The 21021-nt window shown below is 59.1% G+C and carries 18 protein-coding genes, 1 tRNA gene and 1 pseudogene; 6 read left to right on the plus strand and 14 right to left on the minus strand.

Features of this window, described 5'->3' with window-relative positions; genetic code table 11:
- Nucleotides 1-41: 41 nt before the first annotated feature.
- Both AC4PS6_RS11755 and AC4PS6_RS11760 read left to right on the plus strand, forming a co-directional pair.
- Nucleotides 42-947, plus strand: a complete 906-nt coding sequence (locus tag AC4PS6_RS11755) for a LysR family transcriptional regulator (RefSeq protein ID WP_014719245.1) — start codon at nucleotides 42-44, stop codon at nucleotides 945-947.
- A gap of 93 nt (nucleotides 948-1040) precedes the next feature.
- On the plus strand, nucleotides 1041-1715 hold the full coding sequence (locus tag AC4PS6_RS11760) for a MarC family NAAT transporter (RefSeq protein WP_019817582.1): 675 nt from the start codon (nucleotides 1041-1043) through the stop codon (nucleotides 1713-1715).
- A 191-nt stretch (nucleotides 1716-1906) separates the two neighbouring features.
- Here AC4PS6_RS11760 and AC4PS6_RS11765 read toward each other — a convergent pair whose 3' ends face one another.
- Entirely contained in the window at nucleotides 1907-2806 is a 900-nt protein-coding gene (locus tag AC4PS6_RS11765; RefSeq protein WP_492180836.1) for a LysR family transcriptional regulator, read from the minus strand.
- Between the two features lie 183 nt (nucleotides 2807-2989).
- Between AC4PS6_RS11765 and AC4PS6_RS11770 the strand changes: the two genes are divergently transcribed.
- Nucleotides 2990-4000 carry a zinc-dependent alcohol dehydrogenase family protein gene (locus tag AC4PS6_RS11770; protein ID WP_014719248.1) on the plus strand — a complete coding sequence of 337 codons (1011 nt, stop codon included), beginning with the start codon at nucleotides 2990-2992 and terminating at the stop codon, nucleotides 3998-4000.
- Here the strand turns inward: AC4PS6_RS11770 and AC4PS6_RS11775 are convergent.
- The 3 genes and pseudogenes from AC4PS6_RS11775 to AC4PS6_RS11785 form a co-directional block, all read right to left on the minus strand.
- Nucleotides 3931-4089, minus strand: a pseudogene (locus tag AC4PS6_RS11775) (transposase domain-containing protein); the annotation flags it as partial. The gene AC4PS6_RS11770 and the pseudogene AC4PS6_RS11775 overlap by 70 nt on opposite strands.
- A gap of 89 nt (nucleotides 4090-4178) precedes the next feature.
- A tRNA-Asn gene (locus tag AC4PS6_RS11780) sits at nucleotides 4179-4254 on the minus strand.
- A gap of 33 nt (nucleotides 4255-4287) precedes the next feature.
- Nucleotides 4288-5211: a LysR family transcriptional regulator gene (locus tag AC4PS6_RS11785; protein WP_032903731.1), complete on the minus strand. Its 924-nt coding sequence runs from the start codon at nucleotides 5209-5211 to the stop codon at nucleotides 4288-4290.
- A 100-nt stretch (nucleotides 5212-5311) separates the two neighbouring features.
- On the opposite strand from AC4PS6_RS11785, the gene lldD reads away from it, so the two are divergent.
- Together lldD and AC4PS6_RS11795 are read left to right on the plus strand one after the other, a co-directional pair.
- Nucleotides 5312-6442: an FMN-dependent L-lactate dehydrogenase LldD gene (gene lldD, locus AC4PS6_RS11790; RefSeq protein WP_014719250.1), complete on the plus strand. Its 1131-nt coding sequence runs from the start codon at nucleotides 5312-5314 to the stop codon at nucleotides 6440-6442.
- A 413-nt stretch (nucleotides 6443-6855) separates the two neighbouring features.
- Nucleotides 6856-7782, plus strand: a complete 927-nt coding sequence (locus AC4PS6_RS11795) for a GGDEF domain-containing protein (RefSeq protein ID WP_014719251.1) — start codon at nucleotides 6856-6858, stop codon at nucleotides 7780-7782.
- Nucleotides 7783-7826: 44 nt separating this feature from the next.
- Here the strand turns inward: AC4PS6_RS11795 and AC4PS6_RS11800 are convergent, their stop codons facing one another.
- The 7 genes from AC4PS6_RS11800 to AC4PS6_RS11830 form a co-directional block, all read right to left on the minus strand.
- Nucleotides 7827-8600, minus strand: coding sequence for an iron-containing redox enzyme family protein (locus AC4PS6_RS11800; RefSeq protein ID WP_178122936.1), 774 nt, complete (start codon nucleotides 8598-8600; stop codon nucleotides 7827-7829).
- A 78-nt stretch (nucleotides 8601-8678) separates the two neighbouring features.
- On the minus strand, nucleotides 8679-11141 hold the full coding sequence (locus AC4PS6_RS11805) for an EAL domain-containing protein (protein ID WP_492180838.1): 2463 nt from the start codon (nucleotides 11139-11141) through the stop codon (nucleotides 8679-8681).
- A gap of 71 nt (nucleotides 11142-11212) precedes the next feature.
- Entirely contained in the window at nucleotides 11213-13015 is a 1803-nt protein-coding gene (locus AC4PS6_RS11810) for an ABC transporter ATP-binding protein (RefSeq protein WP_019817586.1), read from the minus strand.
- Nucleotides 13008-13643, minus strand: coding sequence for a DsbA family protein (locus AC4PS6_RS11815; RefSeq protein WP_014719255.1), 636 nt, complete (start codon nucleotides 13641-13643; stop codon nucleotides 13008-13010). Before AC4PS6_RS11815 ends, AC4PS6_RS11810 begins: the two co-directional genes overlap by 8 nt.
- 3 nt (nucleotides 13644-13646) lie before the next feature.
- Entirely contained in the window at nucleotides 13647-14588 is a 942-nt protein-coding gene (trhO, locus tag AC4PS6_RS11820) for an oxygen-dependent tRNA uridine(34) hydroxylase TrhO (protein ID WP_336827308.1), read from the minus strand.
- Nucleotides 14589-14689: 101 nt separating this feature from the next.
- Complete coding sequence (locus tag AC4PS6_RS11825; protein ID WP_020302252.1) at nucleotides 14690-14983, minus strand: BolA family protein; 294 nt, start codon at nucleotides 14981-14983, stop codon at nucleotides 14690-14692.
- A 6-nt stretch (nucleotides 14984-14989) separates the two neighbouring features.
- Nucleotides 14990-15508 carry a DUF2059 domain-containing protein gene (locus tag AC4PS6_RS11830; protein WP_014719258.1) on the minus strand — a complete coding sequence of 173 codons (519 nt, stop codon included), beginning with the start codon at nucleotides 15506-15508 and terminating at the stop codon, nucleotides 14990-14992.
- Between the two features lie 196 nt (nucleotides 15509-15704).
- Between AC4PS6_RS11830 and AC4PS6_RS11835 the strand changes: the two genes are divergently transcribed.
- Nucleotides 15705-17087 (plus strand): class II fumarate hydratase, encoded by a 1383-nt coding sequence (locus tag AC4PS6_RS11835; RefSeq protein ID WP_014719259.1) that lies wholly within the window; start codon nucleotides 15705-15707, stop codon nucleotides 17085-17087.
- On the opposite strand, the gene AC4PS6_RS11840 is transcribed toward AC4PS6_RS11835, so the two are convergent.
- The 3 genes from AC4PS6_RS11840 to pap form a co-directional block, all read right to left on the minus strand.
- On the minus strand, nucleotides 17084-18040 hold the full coding sequence (locus tag AC4PS6_RS11840) for a DMT family transporter (protein WP_336827307.1): 957 nt from the start codon (nucleotides 18038-18040) through the stop codon (nucleotides 17084-17086). The two genes, AC4PS6_RS11835 and AC4PS6_RS11840, sit on opposite strands and share 4 nt — an antisense overlap.
- A 188-nt stretch (nucleotides 18041-18228) precedes the next feature.
- The gene (locus AC4PS6_RS11845) at nucleotides 18229-19413 is read right to left on the minus strand and encodes a thiolase family protein (protein ID WP_014719261.1); all 1185 of its coding nucleotides are present in this window, start codon (nucleotides 19411-19413) and stop codon (nucleotides 18229-18231) included.
- A gap of 92 nt (nucleotides 19414-19505) precedes the next feature.
- Entirely contained in the window at nucleotides 19506-21020 is a 1515-nt protein-coding gene (gene pap, locus AC4PS6_RS11850; protein ID WP_014719262.1) for a polyphosphate:AMP phosphotransferase, read from the minus strand.
- Nucleotide 21021: the final 1 nt, after the last annotated feature.

The raw sequence follows: 21021 nt of genomic DNA on the forward strand, positions 1-21021 counted from the left end.
AGTCTATTAATTTTAGCCATGCCATATGGAGCAACTATACATTGCATAAAAGCAACGCCATGTGGAGCGAATACCACACCTTCCTCGTTGCCGCGCAAACATTGAACTTCAGCCGTGCGGCTGAACGGCTTGGGCAGAACACTTCAAGCATCAGTCGCGCCGTGACCCGGCTGGAGGAGCACCTGGGTCTGCGCTTGTTCAATCGGATGCCCTCTATGCGATTGACGGACCCGGGCGAGCGGCTCTATAGCGAAATCGCGCCCTTGTTCGAAGGCCTTCAGGAGGTTGAAAGCGCGATCAAGTCGGATGATGGAAAAATTAGAGGACGTATCCGGGTCGTCGGATCGCCCGAGGTTGTGCACTGGTTTATCAACCCGGCTATCGCTCGAATGCTGGAAGAACAGCACGAAATTCATTTTGAAGTGGAGGCCAGCACACGCGTGCCAAACCCCATTGAAGAGCCAGTGGATGTCTACTTCAGTCATCGCCGCGCCGAAGTGATTAACAAGTCGCTGGTTGCTCGGCCAATCTGTTCAATGCCACAAGGGTTATTCGCTTCTCCCCTGTTACTGGCCGGCAGGAAACCTCCCCGTGTACCGGACGATCTCCTGCAATGGCCCTGCCTTGGGCGTCAGGGAGAACCCGAGTGGGAGCTCATCGACCCCCAAGGACATAAACACCTGATGCCGGTGCAAGCCATCCTGCTTGCCACACCGAACGATGCGCGCATGGATCTTACTCTGCGCGGACTTGGCATCGCGCAGTTCAATTTGCCCAGCGCCAATGAGGCCGTTGAGAGCGGAAAACTGGTACGTATTTTACCTGGCTATACCCTCCAGAACATGTCGCTTTATGCTTTTCTACTGTCACGACGCTTGATTCCGCAGGCGGTGCAGATCTTTCTGCGCTATACCACGGAAGAGGCAAAAAAATACTTTCCCGATTGAGTCCTGACTTGATATCGGTTCGTTAGGGCAGATGACGTACGACCTTAATAATCTTATAGCCTCCTATTCGTTGCATAACCGAGTAAAAACACTATGGGCAATTACTTTCATCATGTTCTTGTCGGACTATTGGCCCTGCTTCCTATGGCCAATCCTCTAACTAGCATCTCCCTTTTACTAGGCCTTGGAGGAAAGCTGCCTACAGTAGAGCGTAACCGGCAAATCCTGAAGGCAAGCTTATATGTAGCTCTGATTATGTTTGTCAGCTTCTACGGAGGCAGCCTGGTAATGCAGGTATTCGGAATATCTGTCCCCGGCTTGAGAATAGCCGGAGGCCTGATCGTTACCTACATCGGTTTCGCCATGCTTTTTCCAGCAACGACACCTGACGAAACAGAGGTTCAGAAAGATTTCCTTTCAGAGAAAGAGAAATCAACCCCACATTTCCGCGATCTGTCATTTGTACCTTTAGCTCTTCCTGGTGCAGCAGGCCCCGGCACGATAGCGTTGCTTATCAGCTCCGCCTCTACCCTGCAGTCGACCTACCAGACCCTGCCACTCGTCATTCACCTTGCAGCCGCAACCGTATTCATTATTACTGCGCTTATTTTCTGGATAGCTTTACGATGTTCGGGGCGAATCATGAAAGTGCTTGGTGAGTCAGGAATCGATGCAATTTCCCGAGTCGTTGGTTTTCTACTGGTTTGTATGGGCGTTCAGTTCGTTATCAATGGTGGTTTTGAGTTAGCGTCTACACCTATGCACTGATCATAGTTCTCATAATAGTGAATTATTAAAGGCCGTTGATATTCCCGCGGCCACATTCGCTAGCACCAGGTGAATGGGTGTTCCTACGCCTATGGAGAACTGACGCCCTGCCGCCCTCAGGAAGCTAGGGGGCCAGACTCGGACAAAATCAACATTGGCCAGTTACGACTAGCCCCACTACAAAACAATGGTTAGTGCGCTGTGAACCAGTTGGGGTGTAGCACCGGAAAATGTTCCTTCAGCCAATCCACAAATGCCTCGACCTGAGGCGCAAGATGCGTTCTGCTTGGATAAAGCACGGAAACCAGGCGAGGCTTTGGACGAAATGCCTTGAGCACTTCGATCAGTTCTCCGCTTGCGAGGAATGTCTCAACGGCGATTCCAGGCGCTTGAACAATGCCGAAGCCTGCAACACCGCATTGAACGTAGGCATTCGACTCATTCACGGTGATTCCACGCCGAGGCGTATGTGGACGATCTTCGCCGTCTACCGAGAAGTGCCAAGGCAGCGGTCTGTTATTTTGACCGGAAAGGAAGCTGACACATTGGTGGTCTACTAGATCTTGTAGGGTTATGGGTGCACCGCAGGCTTGGAGATAACCTGCAGACGCACAGGTCACCATGGTGGCGGTGCCAATTTCTCTAGCCACCATGCTTGAATCCGGAAGTTCACACATTCGCAATACACAGTCGATGCCCTCGGCTACGAGATCTACCGTACGGTCGGTCACGCCTAGCACAAGCTCGATTTCGGGAAATGCCTCGGTAAACCTCCTAAGGCTTTCCATGAAGCTGTGCTGGGAAAATGCAGTAGGGATGTCAATTCGAAGCCGCCCTCGCAACGTCGATCCACTACGGTCGAACATGGAAGTGGTTTCTGCGATGGTTGCTAAAATCTCTTTGACGCGTTCGTAAAACCGCTCTCCCTCAGCAGTCAGTTTTACTTTACGCGTAGTGCGCTGGAACAGACGGACACCCAGCGAGGCTTCCAGATCCTGAATGGTGCGTGTGACGTGCGGTCGCCCGGCCTGCATTGCCTCAGCGACTTTGGTGAAGCTCCCCAACTCCGCTAGCTTGGCGAATACTTGCATCGACTGTAGAAGCTCCATAAGTCTCTTCTCGGGAAGCGTGTTAACGGGATGATTATTGCTGATCAGGATAACAATCCTGTTCGTTTCTGCACATTTATCTAGGGCCGCGAAACCTTAACAATGTCCTCAGCGTAAAGGAGGAGCTTTGCTCCCCTGCACATTCAAAATTGTTGGAGACAGAAAATGAAAGCGTGGCTTCTAAAAGATTTCGGCTTGGATAATCTCGTGCAGGGCGAAACGGAAACCCCCGTGCCCCGAGCGGGTGAGCTGCTGGTTAAAGTAGGCGCTGTATCACTCAATTTCCGGGACAAGGCCATCGTTGACGGCATCTATGAACCTCACATGGTGCCCAAGCCGCTGATCCCCGTCAGCGATGCGGCGGGAACTGTCGTGGCAGTAGGTGAAGGTGTCAGCCGCTTTGCTATCGGAGATCGGGTCAACTCACACCTCTACTCCCGTTGGTTGGACGGCATGCCTGGGCCAGATGAACCCAACTACTGTTTCGGCTCGCCATTGCCTGGTGGTCTGGCGCAATACATGATCATCCATGAAGACAGCGCAGTACGTGCCCCCGACAATATGTCTGATGAGGAAGCAGCGACCCTTCCAATTGCTGCTCTGACGGCGTGGTATGCGCTCGTCGACTATGGCCAGATAGAGGCCGGCCAAACCGTTTTGGTTCAGGGCTCTGGAGGTGTTTCTGTTTTTGCAGCACAAATTGCTACCGCTTTGGGAGCCAAGGTTATCGTCACCTCCAGCCGTGATGACAATCTGGAAGCTGTAAAAAAACTGGGCGCGGTTGCGGGTGTGAATTATCGCACCACCCCTGAGTGGGCAGAGGAAGTTCTGAAGCTCACTGACGGCAAGGGAGTGGATCTGCTGCTGGATGTGGCGGGCGGGGACGGCATCAACCAATCGATTGCTGCGACAAAGGCAGGTGGACGTATTGCACAGATCGGCTTTCTGACAGGCCAGACCTCCGCCTTGAACCTGATGCCTATGATTTTCCGGCAAACAACGATTCGCGGCATAGCCGTTGCTCCACGCTCGTCATTTGACCGAATGAACGAATTCTTGAACGAGCACAAGATTCGCCCGGTAATCGACCACGTGTATCCATTCGATCAAGCACGCGAAGCGTACGAACATCTGGCCAGAGGCGCCTTTGGTAAGGTAGTAATCAAAATCGCGTAGGACCCAGCCGCTTCAATCTCACTCGCCCGCTGCGACGACAGGCGCGTGAGCACGTCCTTCAAATAAGCATACGGATCATGCCCATTGATGGCGTCATAGGAAGCGCGCTAAGCGTCTGGATTGCTGGGTCAACTCCCAAGCAAAAAAAAGCCTGCATCTCTGCAGGCTTTTCTCTATCTGGCTCCACGACCTGGACTCGAACCAGGGACCCAATGATTAACAGTCATTTGCTCTACCAACTGAGCTATCGCGGAATGCGCCGTATGTTACTGATTAAAAAGAAGAAGTCAAGCGTCCTCAGATATTTTCCGCAAATCGTCCCCCTGTTCGCTTGAATACGACGGTTCCCTGGCCAGTTCCAACCAGGCCCGCGCTGCCGGTGGCAGGTGGGCGCTGGCGCGCCAGGCCAGGGCGATGTGCCAATCGGTGTGGGGCTCGTCCAGGGGGATCAAGGCGATGCCGGGGTGTTGGTGTTTGTGCGCCAGCATCCGGGGCAGGAAGGCGACGCCCAGCCCGGCGGTGACCAGGTCGACGATAAAGTCTATTTGCCCACTGCGAGCGGTGACTTTAGGTGTCACGCCTTTACGTTCGCAGGCGCTGAGGATCTTGGCGTTGAGGGCAAAGCCGGCTTCGAACAGGATGAACGGCGAGTCGGCCAGGTCGGTGAAGTCGATGCGCTTGCGCCGGGCCAATGGGTGGCCCATGGGCAACACGGCGATCAATGGCTCGTTGCGCACCGGTTGGTAGTCGAAGCCTTCATCAACCGGTAGCAGCAAGGCGGCGAGGTCAACCTCCCCCGCTTCCAGGCATTCGCGCAGCCTTTTACTGCCGTATTCGGTCAGTTCGATGTCGATGCCCGGGTAGCGGCTGCGGTAAGTGGCAAACATGGCCGCGAACAGCACGCCGCACCCTACCGGCGGCAGACCGATGCGCAGCACGCCGCGCTTGAGACCGCGCAGGTCGTTGATTTCAGCCATCAGGTCGGTGCGTTCGGCGAGCATTACCAAGGCGCGGCGGTAGGCAATTTCGCCGGCGGCGGTGAGTTCGTTCTTGTGGCCAAGGCGATTGAGCAGCGGCATGCCTAATTCGTCCTCAAGGGTCTTGACCGCTTTGCTGACGGTGGACTGGGTCAGGGCAACCACTTCGGCCGCCTGGGAGAACCCACCCTGGCGCACCACTTCGACAAACGCACGCAGTGTTCGTAGGTTCATCAGTATTCCTGTAACGACTGGATGGCAGTGATAAAAGTTGTTTTCATCATGGCATAACTTTGCTTAGGGTGTAGCACTTTGCCCTGTGGAGACACCGTCGATGATCATCTCGTCCGCTTCCGACTACCGCGCTGCGGCCAAGCGCAAGTTGCCGCGCTTTCTGTTCGATTACATCGACGGCGGCGCCTACGCCGAGCACACGCTGCGCGCCAACAGTTCGGACCTGGCCGAGATCAGCCTGCGCCAACGCATCCTGCGCAATGTCGACAACCTGAGCCTGAGCACCCATTTGTTCGGCACGGAACTGGCGATGCCGGTCATCCTCAGCCCCGTCGGGCTGACCGGCATGTATGCGCGACGCGGTGAAGTGCAAGCAGCCAAGGCGGCGGCCAACAAAAACATCCCTTTTTGCCTGTCGACAGTGTCGGTGTGTTCGATTGAGGAAGTGGCCTCGCAAAGCCCGCAGTCGATCTGGTTCCAGCTGTATGTGCTCAAGGATCGCGGCTTCATGCGCAACGCCCTGGAGCGGGCGCAGGCCGCCGGGGTGACAACGCTGGTGTTCACCGTTGACATGCCGACACCGGGCGCACGCTACCGTGACGCTCACTCCGGTATGTCCGGCCCCTACGCGGCGCAGCGGCGCATGTTGCAGGCAGTGACCAAGCCGCAATGGGCCTTCGATGTGGGCTTGATGGGCCGCCCCCACGACTTGGGCAATATCTCCAAATATCTGGGCAAACCCACCCACCTGGAGGACTACATTGGCTGGCTGGCCAACAACTTCGACCCGTCGATCAGTTGGAAAGACCTGGAATGGATCCGCGAATTCTGGAAAGGCCCGATGATCATCAAGGGCATCCTCGACCCGCAGGACGCCAAGGACGCGGTGAGTTTCGGGGCCGACGGCATCGTGGTCTCCAACCATGGCGGCCGCCAGCTCGACGGGGTGCTCTCCACGGCCAAGGCGTTGCCGCCGATTGCCGAAGCGGTAGGCGATGACCTGACCGTGCTGGTGGACTCGGGCATTCGCTCCGGGCTCGACGTGGTGCGCATGCTAGCCCTGGGTGCCAAGGCGTGCCTGCTAGGGCGTGCCACCGCCTATGCGCTGGCCGCCGAGGGCCAGCATGGGGTAGAGAACCTGCTGGACATCTTCGCCAAGGAAATGCGCGTGGCCATGACCCTGACCGGGGTCACCTCCATCGCGCAGATCGACCGTACCACCTTGGTCTAGTAGTGATGAGGGATGGTGTACGTTGTGTGCGGATAACCGAAGCGTTGTTTATTTGCGACAAACAACTCGCCCCACCGAAACAGTAAGGTTAACCGGGCCGGCAGTAATGCCGGCCCCAATCAGCCAAATAACTGGCGCCATGCTTTAACAGACTTTTCTTACTTAAAAATTAGTTAATTGATTTATAAGGATTTTTACCAACCAAATACACTTGGCATGAATCTCGCTCCAGTACTGTTCAAGCAGGTTCGGCGATGACAAGACGTGCGGCAGTGCCCCGGGGTTATAACCCAAAGAAAAGCGGTTTAAACTGTTTCCAATGTTTTACGGAACTGAAGGATCAGTAAGACGCTTGGCACTCGCCACTCTCATCCCGCCTGTAAGACAGCCCAGTGCTTAGAGGCCACCCGCTTATGAAAACCCCCACCCAGACCAACGCAATTGACTTTGACAGTGCCAAATTGCAACGCCTGGGATTTGGCCAGCCATCCTTACGCCCACGTCGCCCCGCCACCCTTGCCGAACTTCGCCAGCAACTGAACCAGCAGTTGCAGACCAGCCTGGAGCCGGAGCGCATCCTGGGCCTGTTCTTTCGTGAGGTTCAGCGCCTGGTGCCGCTGGACGCGTTGCAATACCGTCACGCCGCCAGCGACCTGCGCCTGGAGTTTGGCCACCGGGGTCATCACTCCGTCAGCTACACCCTGAGCCATGAAGGCGAGCACCTGGGGGAACTGGTCTTTCGTCGCAACCAGCGGTTGCTTGAAGAAGAACTGAGCCAGCTCGAACTCCTGCTGGTGACCTTGCTTTATCCGATGCGCAACGCCCTGCTCTACCGCGCCGCCACCCGCAGCGCCCTGCGTGACCCGTTGACCGAAACCGGCAACCGTGTGGCCATGGACCAGACGCTGCAGAGAGAAATCGACATGGCACGCCGGCATTTGCACCCGCTGTCGTTGTTGATGCTGGACATCGACCACTTCAAGAAAATCAACGACACCCATGGGCATGCCGCGGGCGACAGCGTGCTGCGCGCCGTGGCCGGGGCGATCAAACGCCAGCTGCGCAACGTGGACATGGTGTTCCGGTTTGGCGGGGAGGAGTTTTTGATCCTGCTGTCCAACACCGGTCGCGATGCCGCGAGGATGGTGGGAGAGCGCCTGCGCCAGGCGGCACAAGCCCAGGACTACTGGGTGGAGGGCACGCGAATAGAACTGACCGTGAGCCTCGGCTGCTCGACGCTGCTGGCGGCCGAGTCGGCTGAAAGCCTGCTGCGTCGGGCCGACAATGCGTTGTATGTGGCCAAGCGCGAAGGTCGTAACCGCTTGGCGATGGCGGGGTAAAGTCAATTGTGGCGAGGGAGATTGCTCCCTCGCCACAGTTACCGCTACGCCTCGCTGGCGATGCGCACAGGGCGCTCGCGAACGGCTGGCGCCTTGTCTTTCTCTGTATGCTCTAGACGCATGCAGCTTTCCAGGAACAAGTGCATGTAGTCGTAGCTCTTGCATACCGCCTGGCGCAACTCTTCCTGCAGGGCCTTGCTCGGGTTGGTCCCGGCCAGCGTGCAGATGATTTCCAGGGCTTCCCAAGGGTGGGCGTCATCGTACTGGGCGTGCATCTTCAGCCACTTCATCGCCCGCTTGCGATCTTCCTCAGGGAAGGCGGCAGCATACACACCGGTAGAGCAGACCACGGCGGACCACTCCCCCGTCGCCCCCTCGATCGCGTAGTTGGTGGCGGCAATCGCGACGATCAACGCATCCGCCGAGCTGGTGTGCCAGCACCAATGACTCAGGGCGTGCAACTCAGGCGGCACCTCCTGCGCTTGCAGTTCTTCAAGGCTGACGCCGTGAGCCCGCGCCCAATTGACCCAATAGTCGGCATGGTTGAGCTCCACGCGGATATTGCGCATGAGCCAACGGCGCGCCATATCCTCCCCAGGATGACGGGCAAACTTGGTCTTGGTCAGGTTCTGCGCCATGTACAAGGCAAACTGTTCCACCACCGGCCAACCACCAATCAGGTAGTGGCGCATGGTCTTGGCGCTGAGGGCGTTGTCACGCATGCGCTGATACAGTTCGTGCTCGACAACCCGACGCTTGCTCTCGCTACAGTCCTGGATCAATTGCTGCGCCCAGGCGGGGTAACTGGAGGCTTCCATAAGCGGGCCGGTTCTGTTGAATGTGTCGATCACTGTGGGGCTCCTTTTCAAGTGTGATTGTACAGACCAGCAAATGTTTCAGCGGAAAGTGCCGGGCGCCTTGAATAACAGTGGCTGCGGCCGCTCAGGTCGGCACTGCAAGCTATCAAAGGTAAACAATTGCGGGCGTTCAATCAGGTAGCCCTGAGCGTAATCCACACCTATCTCAAGTAAAGCCTGTTCGATCTGGGGTGTTTCAACAAACTCGGCAATCGTGCGCTTACCCATGACGTGGCCGATGTGGTTGATCACTTCGACCATGGCGCGGTTAATCGGGTCGTCCAGCATATCCTTTACGAAACTTCCATCGATCTTCAGGAAGTCTACAGGTAAATGTTTCAAATATGCGAATGAGGACATTCCGGCGCAAAAATCATCGAGTGAGAAATGGCACCCTAACGCTTTGAGTTCATTAATAAACCGAATCGCGCTGCCCAAATTGGCTATAGCGCTGGTTTCAGTTATTTCAAAACAAATCATTTCCGGTGGAATGTTGTAAGTATCGAATTTCTGACGCAAAAAACCTAAAAAGTCATCATCGCCAATGGTTATGCCTGACAGATTAATCGCACACATGGCCATGGGGCGGCCCGGGCGCTCATGCATGCAACGGGCGATAATCTTGAATACGTTTTCCACTACCCAACGATCCAGGGACGTCATCAACCCGTAGCGTTCGGCCGCCGGAATAAAACTGTTGGGCAAAATGATCCGCCCCGCTTCGTCATGCAGGCGCAGGAGAATTTCGATGTGCCCACTGCCGGCGTCGGTAGGGCCCAAAGGCGCAATTTCCTGGGCGTAAAGGCAAAAGCGGTCTTCCTCAAGCGCAATATGCAGCCGCTGTACCCAGGCCATCTCGCCAAACCGCAGAGACAACTCCGAGTCGTCGACATGGTAGACCTGCACCCGGTTGCGCCCCTTTTCCTTGGCCATGTAGCACGCCATGTCGGCGGCACGCAGGGAGGTTTCCAGGGTGGTCGGGGTTTGCGAGATATGCACCAGGCCGATGCTGACGGTGGTCATGAAGGGCCGACCCTTCCACACGAAGTGCAAGCTCTGCACAGTGTGGCGCAGGCTCTCGGCGATTTTTTCCGCCACCGGCGCCGGGCAGTTCTCCAGCAGGATACCAAACTCGTCGCCGCCCAACCGAGCCAGGGTGTCGCCCTCGCGCAGGTCCGACTGCAGCAACGCGCAGATGTGGCGCAGCAGTTCATCGCCCGCGGCATGGCCACAGGTGTCATTGACCAGCTTGAACTGGTCGAGGTCGAGGAACATCAAGGCATGTCGCCCACTTTGCTGGCGCGCGACCTGTTGCAGCACCTGTTCAAGGCGGAACTCGAACTCGCGACGGTTAGCCAGGCCAGTCAACGCGTCGTGGGTGGCCTGCCAGGAAAGGTTGGCGATGTACTGGCGTTCCTGGGTCATGTCATGCAGCACCAGGACCGCACCGCTGACCTTGCCGGCACTGCGGATCGGCGCGCCCACCAGGGTGACCGAGACGGTGCTGCCGTCCAGGCGCTGGATCAGCTTGGAATGCTCGCTGCCGCCGCTGAACTGGCCTTTGACGATGTGTTCAATCAGTGTGAAACCGTCGGGCTCGGCGTTTTCATTCAAAAGCTTGAACAGCGCCGCCAGCGGCAGGCCCTGGGCTTGCTCCGAGCGCCAGTGGGTCAACGCTTCGGCTGCAGGGTTCATATAGGCAATGGCCCCGTCGACGTCGGTGGTAATCACCCCGTCGCCAATCGACTCCAATGTGATCTGCGCCCGCTCCTTCTCCGCTTGCAGCGCATCGGCAAAGGCATGACGCTGGGCCAGCAGCTTGTGGGGGCGCAGCAGCGCCAACACGATCAGGCCCAAGGCAGTCGCCAGGTTGGTGATCAACAACAGGCGCAGGATCATCCGCGAACCTTCGCCCAGGGCATCGCTGAACGCCTTGGCAGCGGGCGTCACCCCTTCATTGATGGCCGTGATGCGCGCCTTCCAATGATGGACATCGTCACTGCTGACGTAGCCGGAGGTAATGGCGCCGTGCATCTCCTGAGCCAGCTCATCGAGCTGCACGAGGTAGCCGTCGCCCACCGTCCACAGCTCAATGGCTTTTTCCAGGTAGCTGAAATGACGGAAGTTGAGGTATAGCCAGATCAGGCTGGAAACGTCGTCCGGATGATTACCGCCCTTGAGAATGCCCAAGCGGGCCGCGTCCGTATCGGGGGTGGGACGGTCCAGAGCAATGCGCAATTCATGCCCACCCTGGGGCACGGCAATGGCCTGCTGATATTTGAGGTAGGTGGCGTCGTTGCGGTTATCGGCGTAGAGGGTCAGGTAGTAGATGGCATCCTTCTGGCCCTTGGACCACAGGCTTTCGCCCGCCACATAGCCCCGCACTGCCGAAAGCACGTAGAGACTGACGCAGCCTAACAATGCCTGGAACAACACGACGGCGATAAAGGGCCAGACAATACCCAGCAGGCGTGGCGTTCCGAGAGTCCGCTTTTGCTTCATGAAGTCCCTTACACATGCACAGCTTGATACGCACGCGAAAATCCGCTCCCGATAGCACAGCCTAAGCTAAATCAACGTACTTGTTGCAAGTGTCCGTACAGTTTGGCGTACAACCCGCCATCGGCAATCAACTGCTGATGGTCGCCGTCCTCGGCGATGTGCCCGCCATCGAACACCAGCACTCGGTCAGCCTGCTTCACCGCAGACAGCCGGTGGGCGATGATGAGTGTAGTACGCCCGCTGAGAAACCGCGCCAGTGCCTGGTGCAGGTTGTACTCGGTCGCCGCGTCCAATGCGGAGGTGGCCTCGTCCAGAATCACCACTTTAGGCTCGGCGAGCACCATGCGGGCAATGGCCAGGCGTTGCCGCTGGCCACCGGAAAAGCGCACGCCCGAACGCCCGACCACGCTGTCCAGGCCCAAGGGCAATGCCTTGACAGTAGCATCCAGTTGGGCGATTTCCAGCGCCTGCCAGCAGGCTTGATCGGTGCGGGTGCGGCCCATGGTCAGGTTGGCGCGCACGGTATCGTTGAACAGCGCAGGATGTTGCAGCACCACCGCGACGTTTTCGCGGATGGTCTCCAGGCCGATCTCCTGCTGGGTGGCAGTGCCAAAACGAATGCTGCCGGCCTGCGGCGTGTAGAGCCCCAGCAACAGTTGCACCAGGGTGCTTTTACCGCCGCCGCTGGCGCCGACAATTGCCACCTTTTCACCCGGTGCGATGGCCAGGTTCAACTGGTTGAGTACCAGCTCTTCGCCGTAGCCGAAGTCGAGGCCACGCACTTCGATGCCGACCGTCTCGCGCCCGCTGAACGGGTCTGCGCCGCCTGGGTATTGCGGCTCATCGGCACGCGCCAGCAGCTCGTTGATGCGCGACAGCGCGCCGCCTGCCGCGTAATAGGCGTATTGCAGGTTCAGCAATTGTTCCACCGGGCCAATCATGAACCACAGGTAACTGAACACCGCGAGCATCTGGCCGATGGACAGGTCGGAAAACAGCACGGTGAGCATGGCCGCGGCGCGGAAGATGTCGATACCGAACTGGAACAGCAAGCCACTGGCGCGGCTCGACGCGTCGGTTTTCCATTGGGAATGAATGGCGTAGTCACGCACTTCCTGGGCACGCTGGCCCAGCCGCCCGAGGAAAAAGCCCTGGCGGTTGCCAGCACGTACTTCCTGTATGGCATCGAGGGTTTCGGTCAGCGCCTGGGTAAAGCGTGAAGTACTGTCGTTTTCCAGCTTCTTGAGGTGCTTGACGCGCTTGCCCAACTGCACCGTGGCGTAGATCACCAATGGGTTGAACAACAGGATCAACAACGCCAGTTGCCAATGCATCCACACCAGGATCGCCGAGGTGCCGACCAGGGTCAGCATCGCCACCAGGAAGCGGCTGAGGGTTTCGCCGACGAATTTGTCCAGGGTGTCCAGGTCGGTCACCAAGTGGGTGGTGACCGTACCGCTGCCCAGGCTTTCGTACTCACCCAGGGAGATGCGCTTGAGACGCTCGATCAGGCGCACGCGGATGCGGTACACGATGTCCTTGGCCAAGCGCGCAAACAGCCGCGCCTGCACCACGTTGAACACCAACGCGCCGCAACGCAGGGCCAGGGTGACCAAGAGCATCAGGCCGATATAGCCAGCCGCTTTTTGCCAGCCCAGGGGCAACGCGTGGTTCATCACCTTGAGGGCGGCATCGCCATGGCCCAGTAGCACTTCGTCGACCAGCAACGGCAACAACAGCGGGATAGGCACGCTGCACAGGGTGGCGAGCACGGCGACACCGTTGGCGACCCACAGGGATTTTTTGTGACGCAGGGCCAGGCGGCGAATTTCCGCCCAGGTCAGGCGGTCGGTGCGTGGAGGCTGTTCATACACAGGCAGCTCGCTCCAACCATCGAGCGAGTAACGGCGACAGCTCGGACAGCGGCTGGTAACCATTGGTCAGCAAAGCCAACTGGCCGTTGCGCTCGGCCAGCAGGGTCGGAAACCCGGCAATGCCCAGGTCCTGCACCCAGGTGAAATCGGCCGCCGTGGCCGCGTGCTGATCGGCACGGTCGAACTCGCCGGCAAACTCGATACGTGGAATACCGGCCTGTTCGGCCAGCTCCACCAGCACAGGGGCGAGCGTCACGTCCCGGCCTTCGACATAGAACGCGCGCTGGATCAGCCCCAGCAGCGTCCAGGCGCAATCCGGCGCCAGGCTGCGTGCGGTGACGATAGCGCGGCACGCAGGCTCGGTGTCGTAGACAAACCCGTCGGGCAATGCGCCTTCTCGCTTGAACGGCTGGCCGGTGGCGTCGGTGACGGCCTGCCAGTGTTCAAGGATGTAGCGCCGGGTCGTCGGCTCCAGCGCCGCGCCGCTGCCGGTGCGCAAGCCGCCCACCACCAGGTGCACGTCCACGCCGGCCGCCTGGGCCTGCTCCACCAGCGCTTGTGCCACCGGGGCAAAGCCCCAGCACCAGGAACACATCGGGTCCATTACATAGAGCAGGCGCGCAGACATGGCTCAGGCCTCGGAAGGGGTTTGCTTGTAGTTGTAACCAATCGGGTGCGGCATGTTGCGGGCCTTGGCCAGTTCGATCTGCTTCTGGCGGTCGATCGCACTGCGACGGGTCTTCTCCGGCAGCTTATCCCAGCAATGGGGGCAACTGATGCCAGCCACATAATGCTCGGAGGCACGGTCTTCTACGCTCACCGGTGTGCGGCAGGCATGACATTGATCGTAGTCGCCTTCGCTCAAGTCGTGGCGCACGGTCACGCGATTGTCGAACACAAAGCAGTCGCCCTGCCATTTGGTTTCTTCCTGGGGCACCTCTTCGAGGTACTTCAGGATACCGCCCTTGAGGTGGTAGACCTCATCGAAGCCTTCGCTGAGCATGTAGCTCGACGCCTTCTCACAGCGAATGCCGCCAGTGCAGAACATGGCGACCTTCTTGTGCTTGGCCGGGTCGAAGTTGGCTTTGATGTAGTCGGGAAATTCGCGAAAACTGGTGGTTTTCGGGTCGATTGCGCCTTCAAAGGTGCCGATGGACACTTCGTAGTCGTTACGGGTGTCGATCAACAATACTTCCGGGTCGCTGATCAGCGCGTTCCAATCCTGCGGGTCGACGTAAGTACCCACCTTTTTGTTCGGGTCCACGCCTTCGACACCCAGGGTCACGATCTCTTTCTTGAGTTTGACCTTGGTGCGGTAGAACGGCTGGTCGTCGCAGTAAGACTCTTTGTGGTCGATGTCGACCATGCGTGGGTCTTTCTTGAGCCAGGCCATCAGGCCGTCAATGCCTTCGCGGCTGCCGGAAACGGTGCCGTTGATGCCTTCTTCGGCGATCAGCAAGGTGCCTTTGATGCCGTTATTGACCATCGCCTGCAACAGGGGCTCGCGCAGGGCGACGTAATCTTCGAGGGTGACGAACTTGTACAGTGCCGCCACGACAATCGGTTGAGTCATGGGTGTTCTCTCCAGGTGGCTACCCTCGTAAGGGGTGAACCGGATGCAAAAAAAACGCGCCGGCTAAGCGGCGCGTTGCGGATTCTATCAGGGTTACCCCATCAATGTCCGCCGGCGCAGGTCGGCGAGGCCGGGGCTGCGTCGATTGTCGCCCATTCTTCGGGCGTATAGGTATGCAGCGCCAGCGCATGAAATTCGCTCATCAGGCTACCCAGGGTGGCGTAGACCTTCTGGTGGCGCTTGACGCGGTTAAGCCCCTCGAACTGCTGGCTGACCAGCACGGCCTTGAAGTGGGTCTGCAACCCACGACTGTGCATGTGGCTTTCATCCAGCACGCTCAAATGCTCCGGGACCAGGGCGGCAAGGGCCGTTTCGATACGCTGTTGCATGGTCATTCCTGCTTACTTCTTCTTGGCCGGTGCGGCGGCTTTTGGCGCCAGCTCGTTGGTCATGTCTTCCAACAGCTTGTTCACCACCGGTACGGCGCTTTCCAGCTTGGCCTGGGTCATCTGGGCCGATTGCTGGGTCAGCTGGGGCATTTTTTCCAGGACTTTCTTGCCAAGTGGCGACTGGTAGAACGCTACCAGGTCCTTGAGCTCGGATTCGCTGAAGTTGGTGGTGTAGAGCTTGACCATGTCGGGCTTGAGCTTCGGCCAGCCGATGGCCTGGTCCAGAGCGGCGTTGGCCTTGGCCTGGTAGCTGTCCAGTACGGACTGCTTGGCGGCAGGCGCCTTGGTCTGTTCGAAACGCTGGGCGAACATTTGCTGCACTTGCATGTACACCGGGGTCCCCAGCTTGTCAGCATGGGCCAGGGTAAGGAAGGCTTCGGCACTGGCGTTGTGGCTGGCGGTATCGGCAAGAACCTGGCCGCTGGCGCAAACCAGAGCAACCGCGGTACAGATGGCACGAAGACGAGTCATCGAGTTTCCTTTTCTAGCAGGCGAGGTAAGACCCCAAGGGCGACCATTCTGCGCCTAAAAAACCTCGCGGCTCAACCCCACCCCTCGGCAAGCCCTGGTTTCACGGGGCACGAGGGCACAAATGCGCTTTTAGGGAACCCACGCTGGCCGCCAGGGCCTAAACTGACCAATCACGACTGGATAAGGAGGGTGACCGATGAGCCGTATCGAAACCGACAGCCTGGGGGAAGTACAGGTCCCTGATGACGCCTATTGGGGTGCGCAAACCCAACGTTCGCTGGTCAATTTCGCGATTGGCGAGCAGCGCATGCCGCTGGCGGTATTGCATGCCTTGGCCTTGATCAAGAAGGCTGCGGCACGGGTCAACGACCGTAACGGCGACCTGCCCGCCGATATTGCCCGCCTGATCGAGCAAGCTGCCGACGAGGTTCTGGACGGCCAGCACGACGACCAGTTCCCGCTGGTGGTCTGGCAGACCGGCAGTGGCACCCAGAGCAACATGAACGCCAACGAAGTGATCGCTGGCCGCGCCAACGAACTGGCCGGCAACAACCGCGGCGGCAAGAGCCCGGTGCACCCCAACGATCACGTCAACCGCTCCCAGAGTTCCAACGACTGTTTCCCTACTGCCATGAGCATTGCTGCGGTGCAAGCGGTGAACAAGCAACTGCTGCCGGCGATCGCCACCTTGTCCGGTGGCCTGGCGGAATTGGCCGCGCGGCATATGAAACTGGTCAAGACCGGCCGTACCCACATGATGGATGCCACGCCGATCACCTTCGGCCAGGAGCTTTCGGCGTTTATCGCCCAGCTCGATTACGCCGAGCGTGCGATCCGCAGCGCCCTGCCCGCGGTGTGCGAGCTGGCCCAGGGCGGCACTGCCGTCGGCACCGGCCTCAATGCCCCTCATGGCTTTGGCGAGGCGATTGCTTCCGAACTGGCCGCGTTGTCGGGTTTACCCTTTGTGACCGCGCCGAACAAATTCGCCGCCCTCTCCGGCCATGAGCCGCTGGTGACCCTGCACGGCGCGCTGAAAACTCTGGCCGTGGCGCTGATGAAAATCGCCAACGACCTGCGCCTGCTGGGTTCGGGCCCTCGCGCCGGGCTGGCCGAAGTCAAGTTGCCGGCCAACGAACCGGGCAGTTCGATCATGCCCGGCAAGGTCAATCCGACCCAGTGCGAAGCGCTGTCGATGCTGGCCTGCCAGGTACTGGGCAACGACGTGACCATCGGCATGGCCGCCAGCCAAGGGCACTTGCAGTTGAACGTGTACAAGCCGGTGATCATCCACAACCTGCTGGAGTCGATCCGCCTGCTGGCCGATGGCTGCAACAATTTCCAGGAGCATTGCATTGCCGGCCTCGAACCCGACGCCGAGCAAATGGCCCAGCACCTGGAACGCGGGCTGATGCTGGTCACCGCCCTCAACCCGCATATCGGCTACGACAAGTCAGCCGAAATCGCCAAGAAGGCTTACGCCGAAGGGCTGACACTGCGTGAGGCTGCACTGGAGCTGGGCTACCTCACCGATGCCGAGTTTGACCAATGGGTGCGCCCGGAAAACATGCTCGGCGCTTAAACCGACATCCGCAGCCGCCGGGCCCTGAGCCCGGCGAGCAGCGAAGGCGCCAGCGCCACCATCGCCGAGCCCGTCACCACCACTAGCGCCCCCACATACCCCAAGGCATTGATCTCTTCGGCTTGCACATAGTCCGGCCATAGACAAGCCGCTACCGCCACGGCTACGAAGGTCACCAGGGGCGTCAACGCCAGGGTTGCACTGACCCGCGAAGCTTCCCAATGCGCCAGGGCTTCGGCAAATGCGCCGTAGGCCACCAGCGTATTCATGCAGCACGCCAGCAGCAGCCAGCCTTGCAGCGGGCTCAACTGCAACGCCTCCAGCGGATGTGCCCAAGGGGTGAGCAACAGCGCGCACGACAGATAGATCACCATCATCACCTGCAGCGAATTCCACACCGTCAGCAACTGCTTCTGACCCAGTGCATAGAACACCCAGATGGTGGTGGCGAGCAGGATCGTCAGCACACCGGCGGTGTAGGTGCCCATGGACGTCAGCAATTCCACCAGACGTTGGTTGAAGAACAAACCAAAGCCTGCGATCAGCACCAACAACCCCACTCCCTGCCCCAGGCTGAAGCGCTCCTTGAACACAAACACACTGGCTACCATCAGAAAGATCGGCCCCATCTGCACCACCAACTGCGCCGTGCCCGGGCTGAGCATTTTCAGGCCCACCAGGTACAACACGTAGTTGCCCACCAGGCCACACACCGCCATGCCCACCAGCCACCCACCCTTGGGGCCAAGCACTTTGCGGCTGGGCAGGCGTTTGGTGGCGGCCAGGTAAACGAACAGGCACGTGCCCGCTACCATGAGGCGAAACCAAGTCACAGTGATCGGATCCATCACCTGCAACACTTGCTTGAGCTTGATCGGAAGAATGCCCCACAGAAACGCGGTCAGCAGGGTCAGGAAAAAGCCGTAGACCCAGCGGCCGGAAGAGATGTGCATGAGTGCCCCAGATGCCAGAGGAAGTGGAGCAGGCATTCTAGGGGCAAGTCACTGAGTTCGGATACGTCACAGTCTTGAATGGGGGAGCTGGCTTGCCTGCGATGGCGGTTTATTTGTGCCCAATCTGTCGCTGGCCCACCGCTATCGCAGGCAAGCCAGCTCCCACATTGGCCGTATTCCAACCCGACTCAGCGTACGGCTTCGAAGAGTCCGGTGGCGCCCATCCCGCCCCCCACGCACATGGTGACAATCCCGTAACGCAGGTTGCGCCGTTGCAGCTCGCGCACCAGGTGCCCCACCTGCCGCGAGCCGGTCATGCCGAACGGGTGCCCGATGGAAATCGAGCCGCCGTTGACATTGTATTTGGCATTATCGATCTCCAAGCGATTGCGTGCGTAAAGGCACTGGGAAGCAAAGGCCTCATTGAGTTCCCACACGTCGATGTCCGCCACCTGCAAGCCCTTGGCCTTGAGCAACTTGGGCACCGAGAACACCGGGCCAATGCCCATTTCATCCGGTTCGCAACCGGCCACGGTAAAGCCCCGGAAGAACGCCTTGGGCTTGAGCCCCAGTGCCAAGGCTTTTTCCAGGCTCATCACCAGGGTCATCGACGCACCGTCGGAAAGCTGCGAGGAGTTACCTGCCGTTACCGAGCCATCCTCGGCAAATACCGGCTTCAGGCCGCTGAGGCTGGCCAGGGTGGTGTCCGGGCGGTTGCAGTCGTCACGGTCGACCACGCCATCCAGGATCTGCACCGTGCCAGTGTTCTTGTCCTCGACCTTGTACTTGACCGCCATCGGCACGATTTCATCGTTGAACAAGCCATCAGCCTGGGCCTGGGCGGTGCGCTGCTGGCTTTGCAGCGCGTAAAGATCCTGGTCTTCGCGGCTGACGTGATAGCGGCGCGCAACGATTTCGGCGGTCTGGCCCATGGGCAAGTAAATGCCCGGCACCTGTTCCTTAAGCAGCGGGTTGATCAGGTTATCGGTGTTGACGCTCTTCATGGTCAGGCTGATGGACTCCACGCCACCGGCAACAATGATGTCGCTGCAGCCCGAAGCGATCTGGTTGGCGGCAATGGCAATCGCCTGCAAGCCCGACGAACAGAAACGGTTGAGGGTCATGCCCGCCGTACCGGTGCCCAGTTGCGAGAGCACCGCCACGTTACGCCCGATGTTATAGCCCTGGGCGCCTTCGTTGGAGCCGGCACCGACGATGCAGTCTTCTACCGTCGCAGGGTCGATACCGTTGCGGGCCAGCAGCGCATTGACACAATGGGCCGCCATGTCATCGGGGCGGGTCTGGTTGAACTTGCCGCGAAAGGACTTGGCCAGGCCGGTTCGCACGCTGTCGACGATCACTACTTCACGCATGGGCTACCTCGATCTTGTGGTTGTTGATCGAGGATAGAGCCGGGCCAGGCCGACCGCGATGATCATTCACTGCGTGGATGCAAAAGCATGGGCTATTTCTTTTTCTTCTTGTCGTGCTTGTCGCTTTTATCAAATGCTTCTTCCAGCGCACGGTTGATGGTGCGCAGCACTTTGACCCGCGCCCAGCGCTTGTCGTTGGCCTCGACCAGAGTCCAGGGCGCCACCTCGGTGCTGGTGCGGTCAACCATATCGCCCACTGCCGCGCGGTAGTCGTCCCACTTGTCGCGATTGCGCCAGTCGTCTTCGGTGATCTTGAAGCGTTTGAAGGGGATTTCTTCACGGGCCTGGAAGCGCTCCAGCTGCGTCTCCTTGTCGATGGCCAGCCAGAACTTGACCACGATCACGCCCGCATCGCGCAGTTGCTCTTCGAAGTCATTGATCTCGCCATAGGCGCGCATCCAGTCCGCTGGGGTACAGAAGCCTTCGATGCGCTCCACCAGCACGCGACCGTACCAGGAGCGGTCAAACACGGTGAACATGCCGCGCGCCGGGATCTTCTGCCAGAACCGCCACAGATAAGGCTGGGCCCGTTCGTCTTCGCTGGGCGCGGCAATCGGCACGATGTGGTACTGGCGTGGGTCCAGTGCTGCCGCCACACGGCGGATCGCCCCGCCCTTGCCTGCCGCGTCGTTGCCCTCGAATACACTCACCAACGCGTGCTTGCGCATGCGTTTGTCGCGCATCAGCCCAGAGAAGCGCGCCTGCTCGGTAATCAGTTGTTCTTCGTAATCATCCTTGTCCAGGCGCAGGGTCATGTCGAGGCTGTCGAGCAGGCTCTTTTGGTCCACCGAGGCAAGCAACGGCGCCGGGTTCATGCCGCTGGCCTTGACCTTGGCCTGCTTCAGGGCACTTTGCAGCCCATCGAGCAGGATCTTGCCCACGGTCAGCCCCCGGTAATGGGGGTCGACGCCTTCGATCACATGCCACGGCGCGTAATCGCGGCTGGTGCGGCGCAGCACCCGCTCACCGAAATGCACGAACTTGTCGTAGGTCTTGGACTGCTGCCAGTCCAATGGGCTGATGCGCCAGCTGTGCAGCGGGTCGTCGGCCAGAGCCTTGAGGCGCGCCTTCATCTGTTTTTTGGACAGATGGAACCAGAACTTGAAGATCAGCGCACCTTCATCGCAGAGCATCTTTTCCAGACGTTCGGCGCCGGCGATGGCCTGGTCCAGCCGCGCATCCTTGATCTGCCCATGCACGCGGCCTTGGAGCATCTGGCTGTACCAGTTGCCGAAGAAAATGCCCATGCGGCCCTTGGCCGGCAGTTGCCGCCAGTAGCGCCAGGCCGGTGGGCGCGCCAGTTCTTCGTCGGTTTGCTGGTCGAAGGTGCGGACTTCGATCAGGCGCGGGTCCATCCATTCATTGAGCAGCTTGACGGTTTCACCCTTGCCCGCGCCCTCGATGCCGTTGATGAGGATGATCACCGGGAAGCGCTTCTGCTGTTGCAGCTCGTACTGAACTTCCAGCAAGGCTTCACGCAGGGCTGGCACCTCGGCGTCGTAGGTGTCTTTGTCGATGGCGTGACCGATTTCGGCGGATTCGAACATG

It is taken from the genome of Pseudomonas sp. DW-iso17 (assembly GCF_058725345.1).

Coding starts and splice junctions, on each gene's coding strand:
- AC4PS6_RS11760 (WP_019817582.1), top strand. CDS start 1,041: ATGGGCAATTACTTTCATCATGTTCTTGTCGGACTATTGGCCCTGCTT.
- AC4PS6_RS11765 (WP_492180836.1), bottom strand. CDS start 2,806: ATGCAAGTATTCGCCAAGCTAGCGGAGTTGGGGAGCTTCACCAAAGTC.
- AC4PS6_RS11770 (WP_014719248.1), top strand. CDS start 2,990: ATGAAAGCGTGGCTTCTAAAAGATTTCGGCTTGGATAATCTCGTGCAG.
- AC4PS6_RS11785 (WP_032903731.1), bottom strand. CDS start 5,211: ATGAACCTACGAACACTGCGTGCGTTTGTCGAAGTGGTGCGCCAGGGT.
- lldD (WP_014719250.1), top strand. CDS start 5,312: ATGATCATCTCGTCCGCTTCCGACTACCGCGCTGCGGCCAAGCGCAAG.
- AC4PS6_RS11795 (WP_014719251.1), top strand. CDS start 6,856: ATGAAAACCCCCACCCAGACCAACGCAATTGACTTTGACAGTGCCAAA.
- AC4PS6_RS11800 (WP_178122936.1), bottom strand. CDS start 8,600: ATGGAAGCCTCCAGTTACCCCGCCTGGGCGCAGCAATTGATCCAGGAC.
- AC4PS6_RS11805 (WP_492180838.1), bottom strand. CDS start 11,141: ATGAAGCAAAAGCGGACTCTCGGAACGCCACGCCTGCTGGGTATTGTC.
- AC4PS6_RS11815 (WP_014719255.1), bottom strand. CDS start 13,643: ATGTCTGCGCGCCTGCTCTATGTAATGGACCCGATGTGTTCCTGGTGC.
- trhO (WP_336827308.1), bottom strand. CDS start 14,588: ATGACTCAACCGATTGTCGTGGCGGCACTGTACAAGTTCGTCACCCTC.
- AC4PS6_RS11825 (WP_020302252.1), bottom strand. CDS start 14,983: ATGACCATGCAACAGCGTATCGAAACGGCCCTTGCCGCCCTGGTCCCG.
- AC4PS6_RS11830 (WP_014719258.1), bottom strand. CDS start 15,508: ATGACTCGTCTTCGTGCCATCTGTACCGCGGTTGCTCTGGTTTGCGCC.
- AC4PS6_RS11835 (WP_014719259.1), top strand. CDS start 15,705: ATGAGCCGTATCGAAACCGACAGCCTGGGGGAAGTACAGGTCCCTGAT.
- AC4PS6_RS11840 (WP_336827307.1), bottom strand. CDS start 18,040: ATGCACATCTCTTCCGGCCGCTGGGTCTACGGCTTTTTCCTGACCCTG.
- AC4PS6_RS11845 (WP_014719261.1), bottom strand. CDS start 19,413: ATGCGTGAAGTAGTGATCGTCGACAGCGTGCGAACCGGCCTGGCCAAG.
- pap (WP_014719262.1), bottom strand. CDS start 21,020: ATGTTCGAATCCGCCGAAATCGGTCACGCCATCGACAAAGACACCTAC.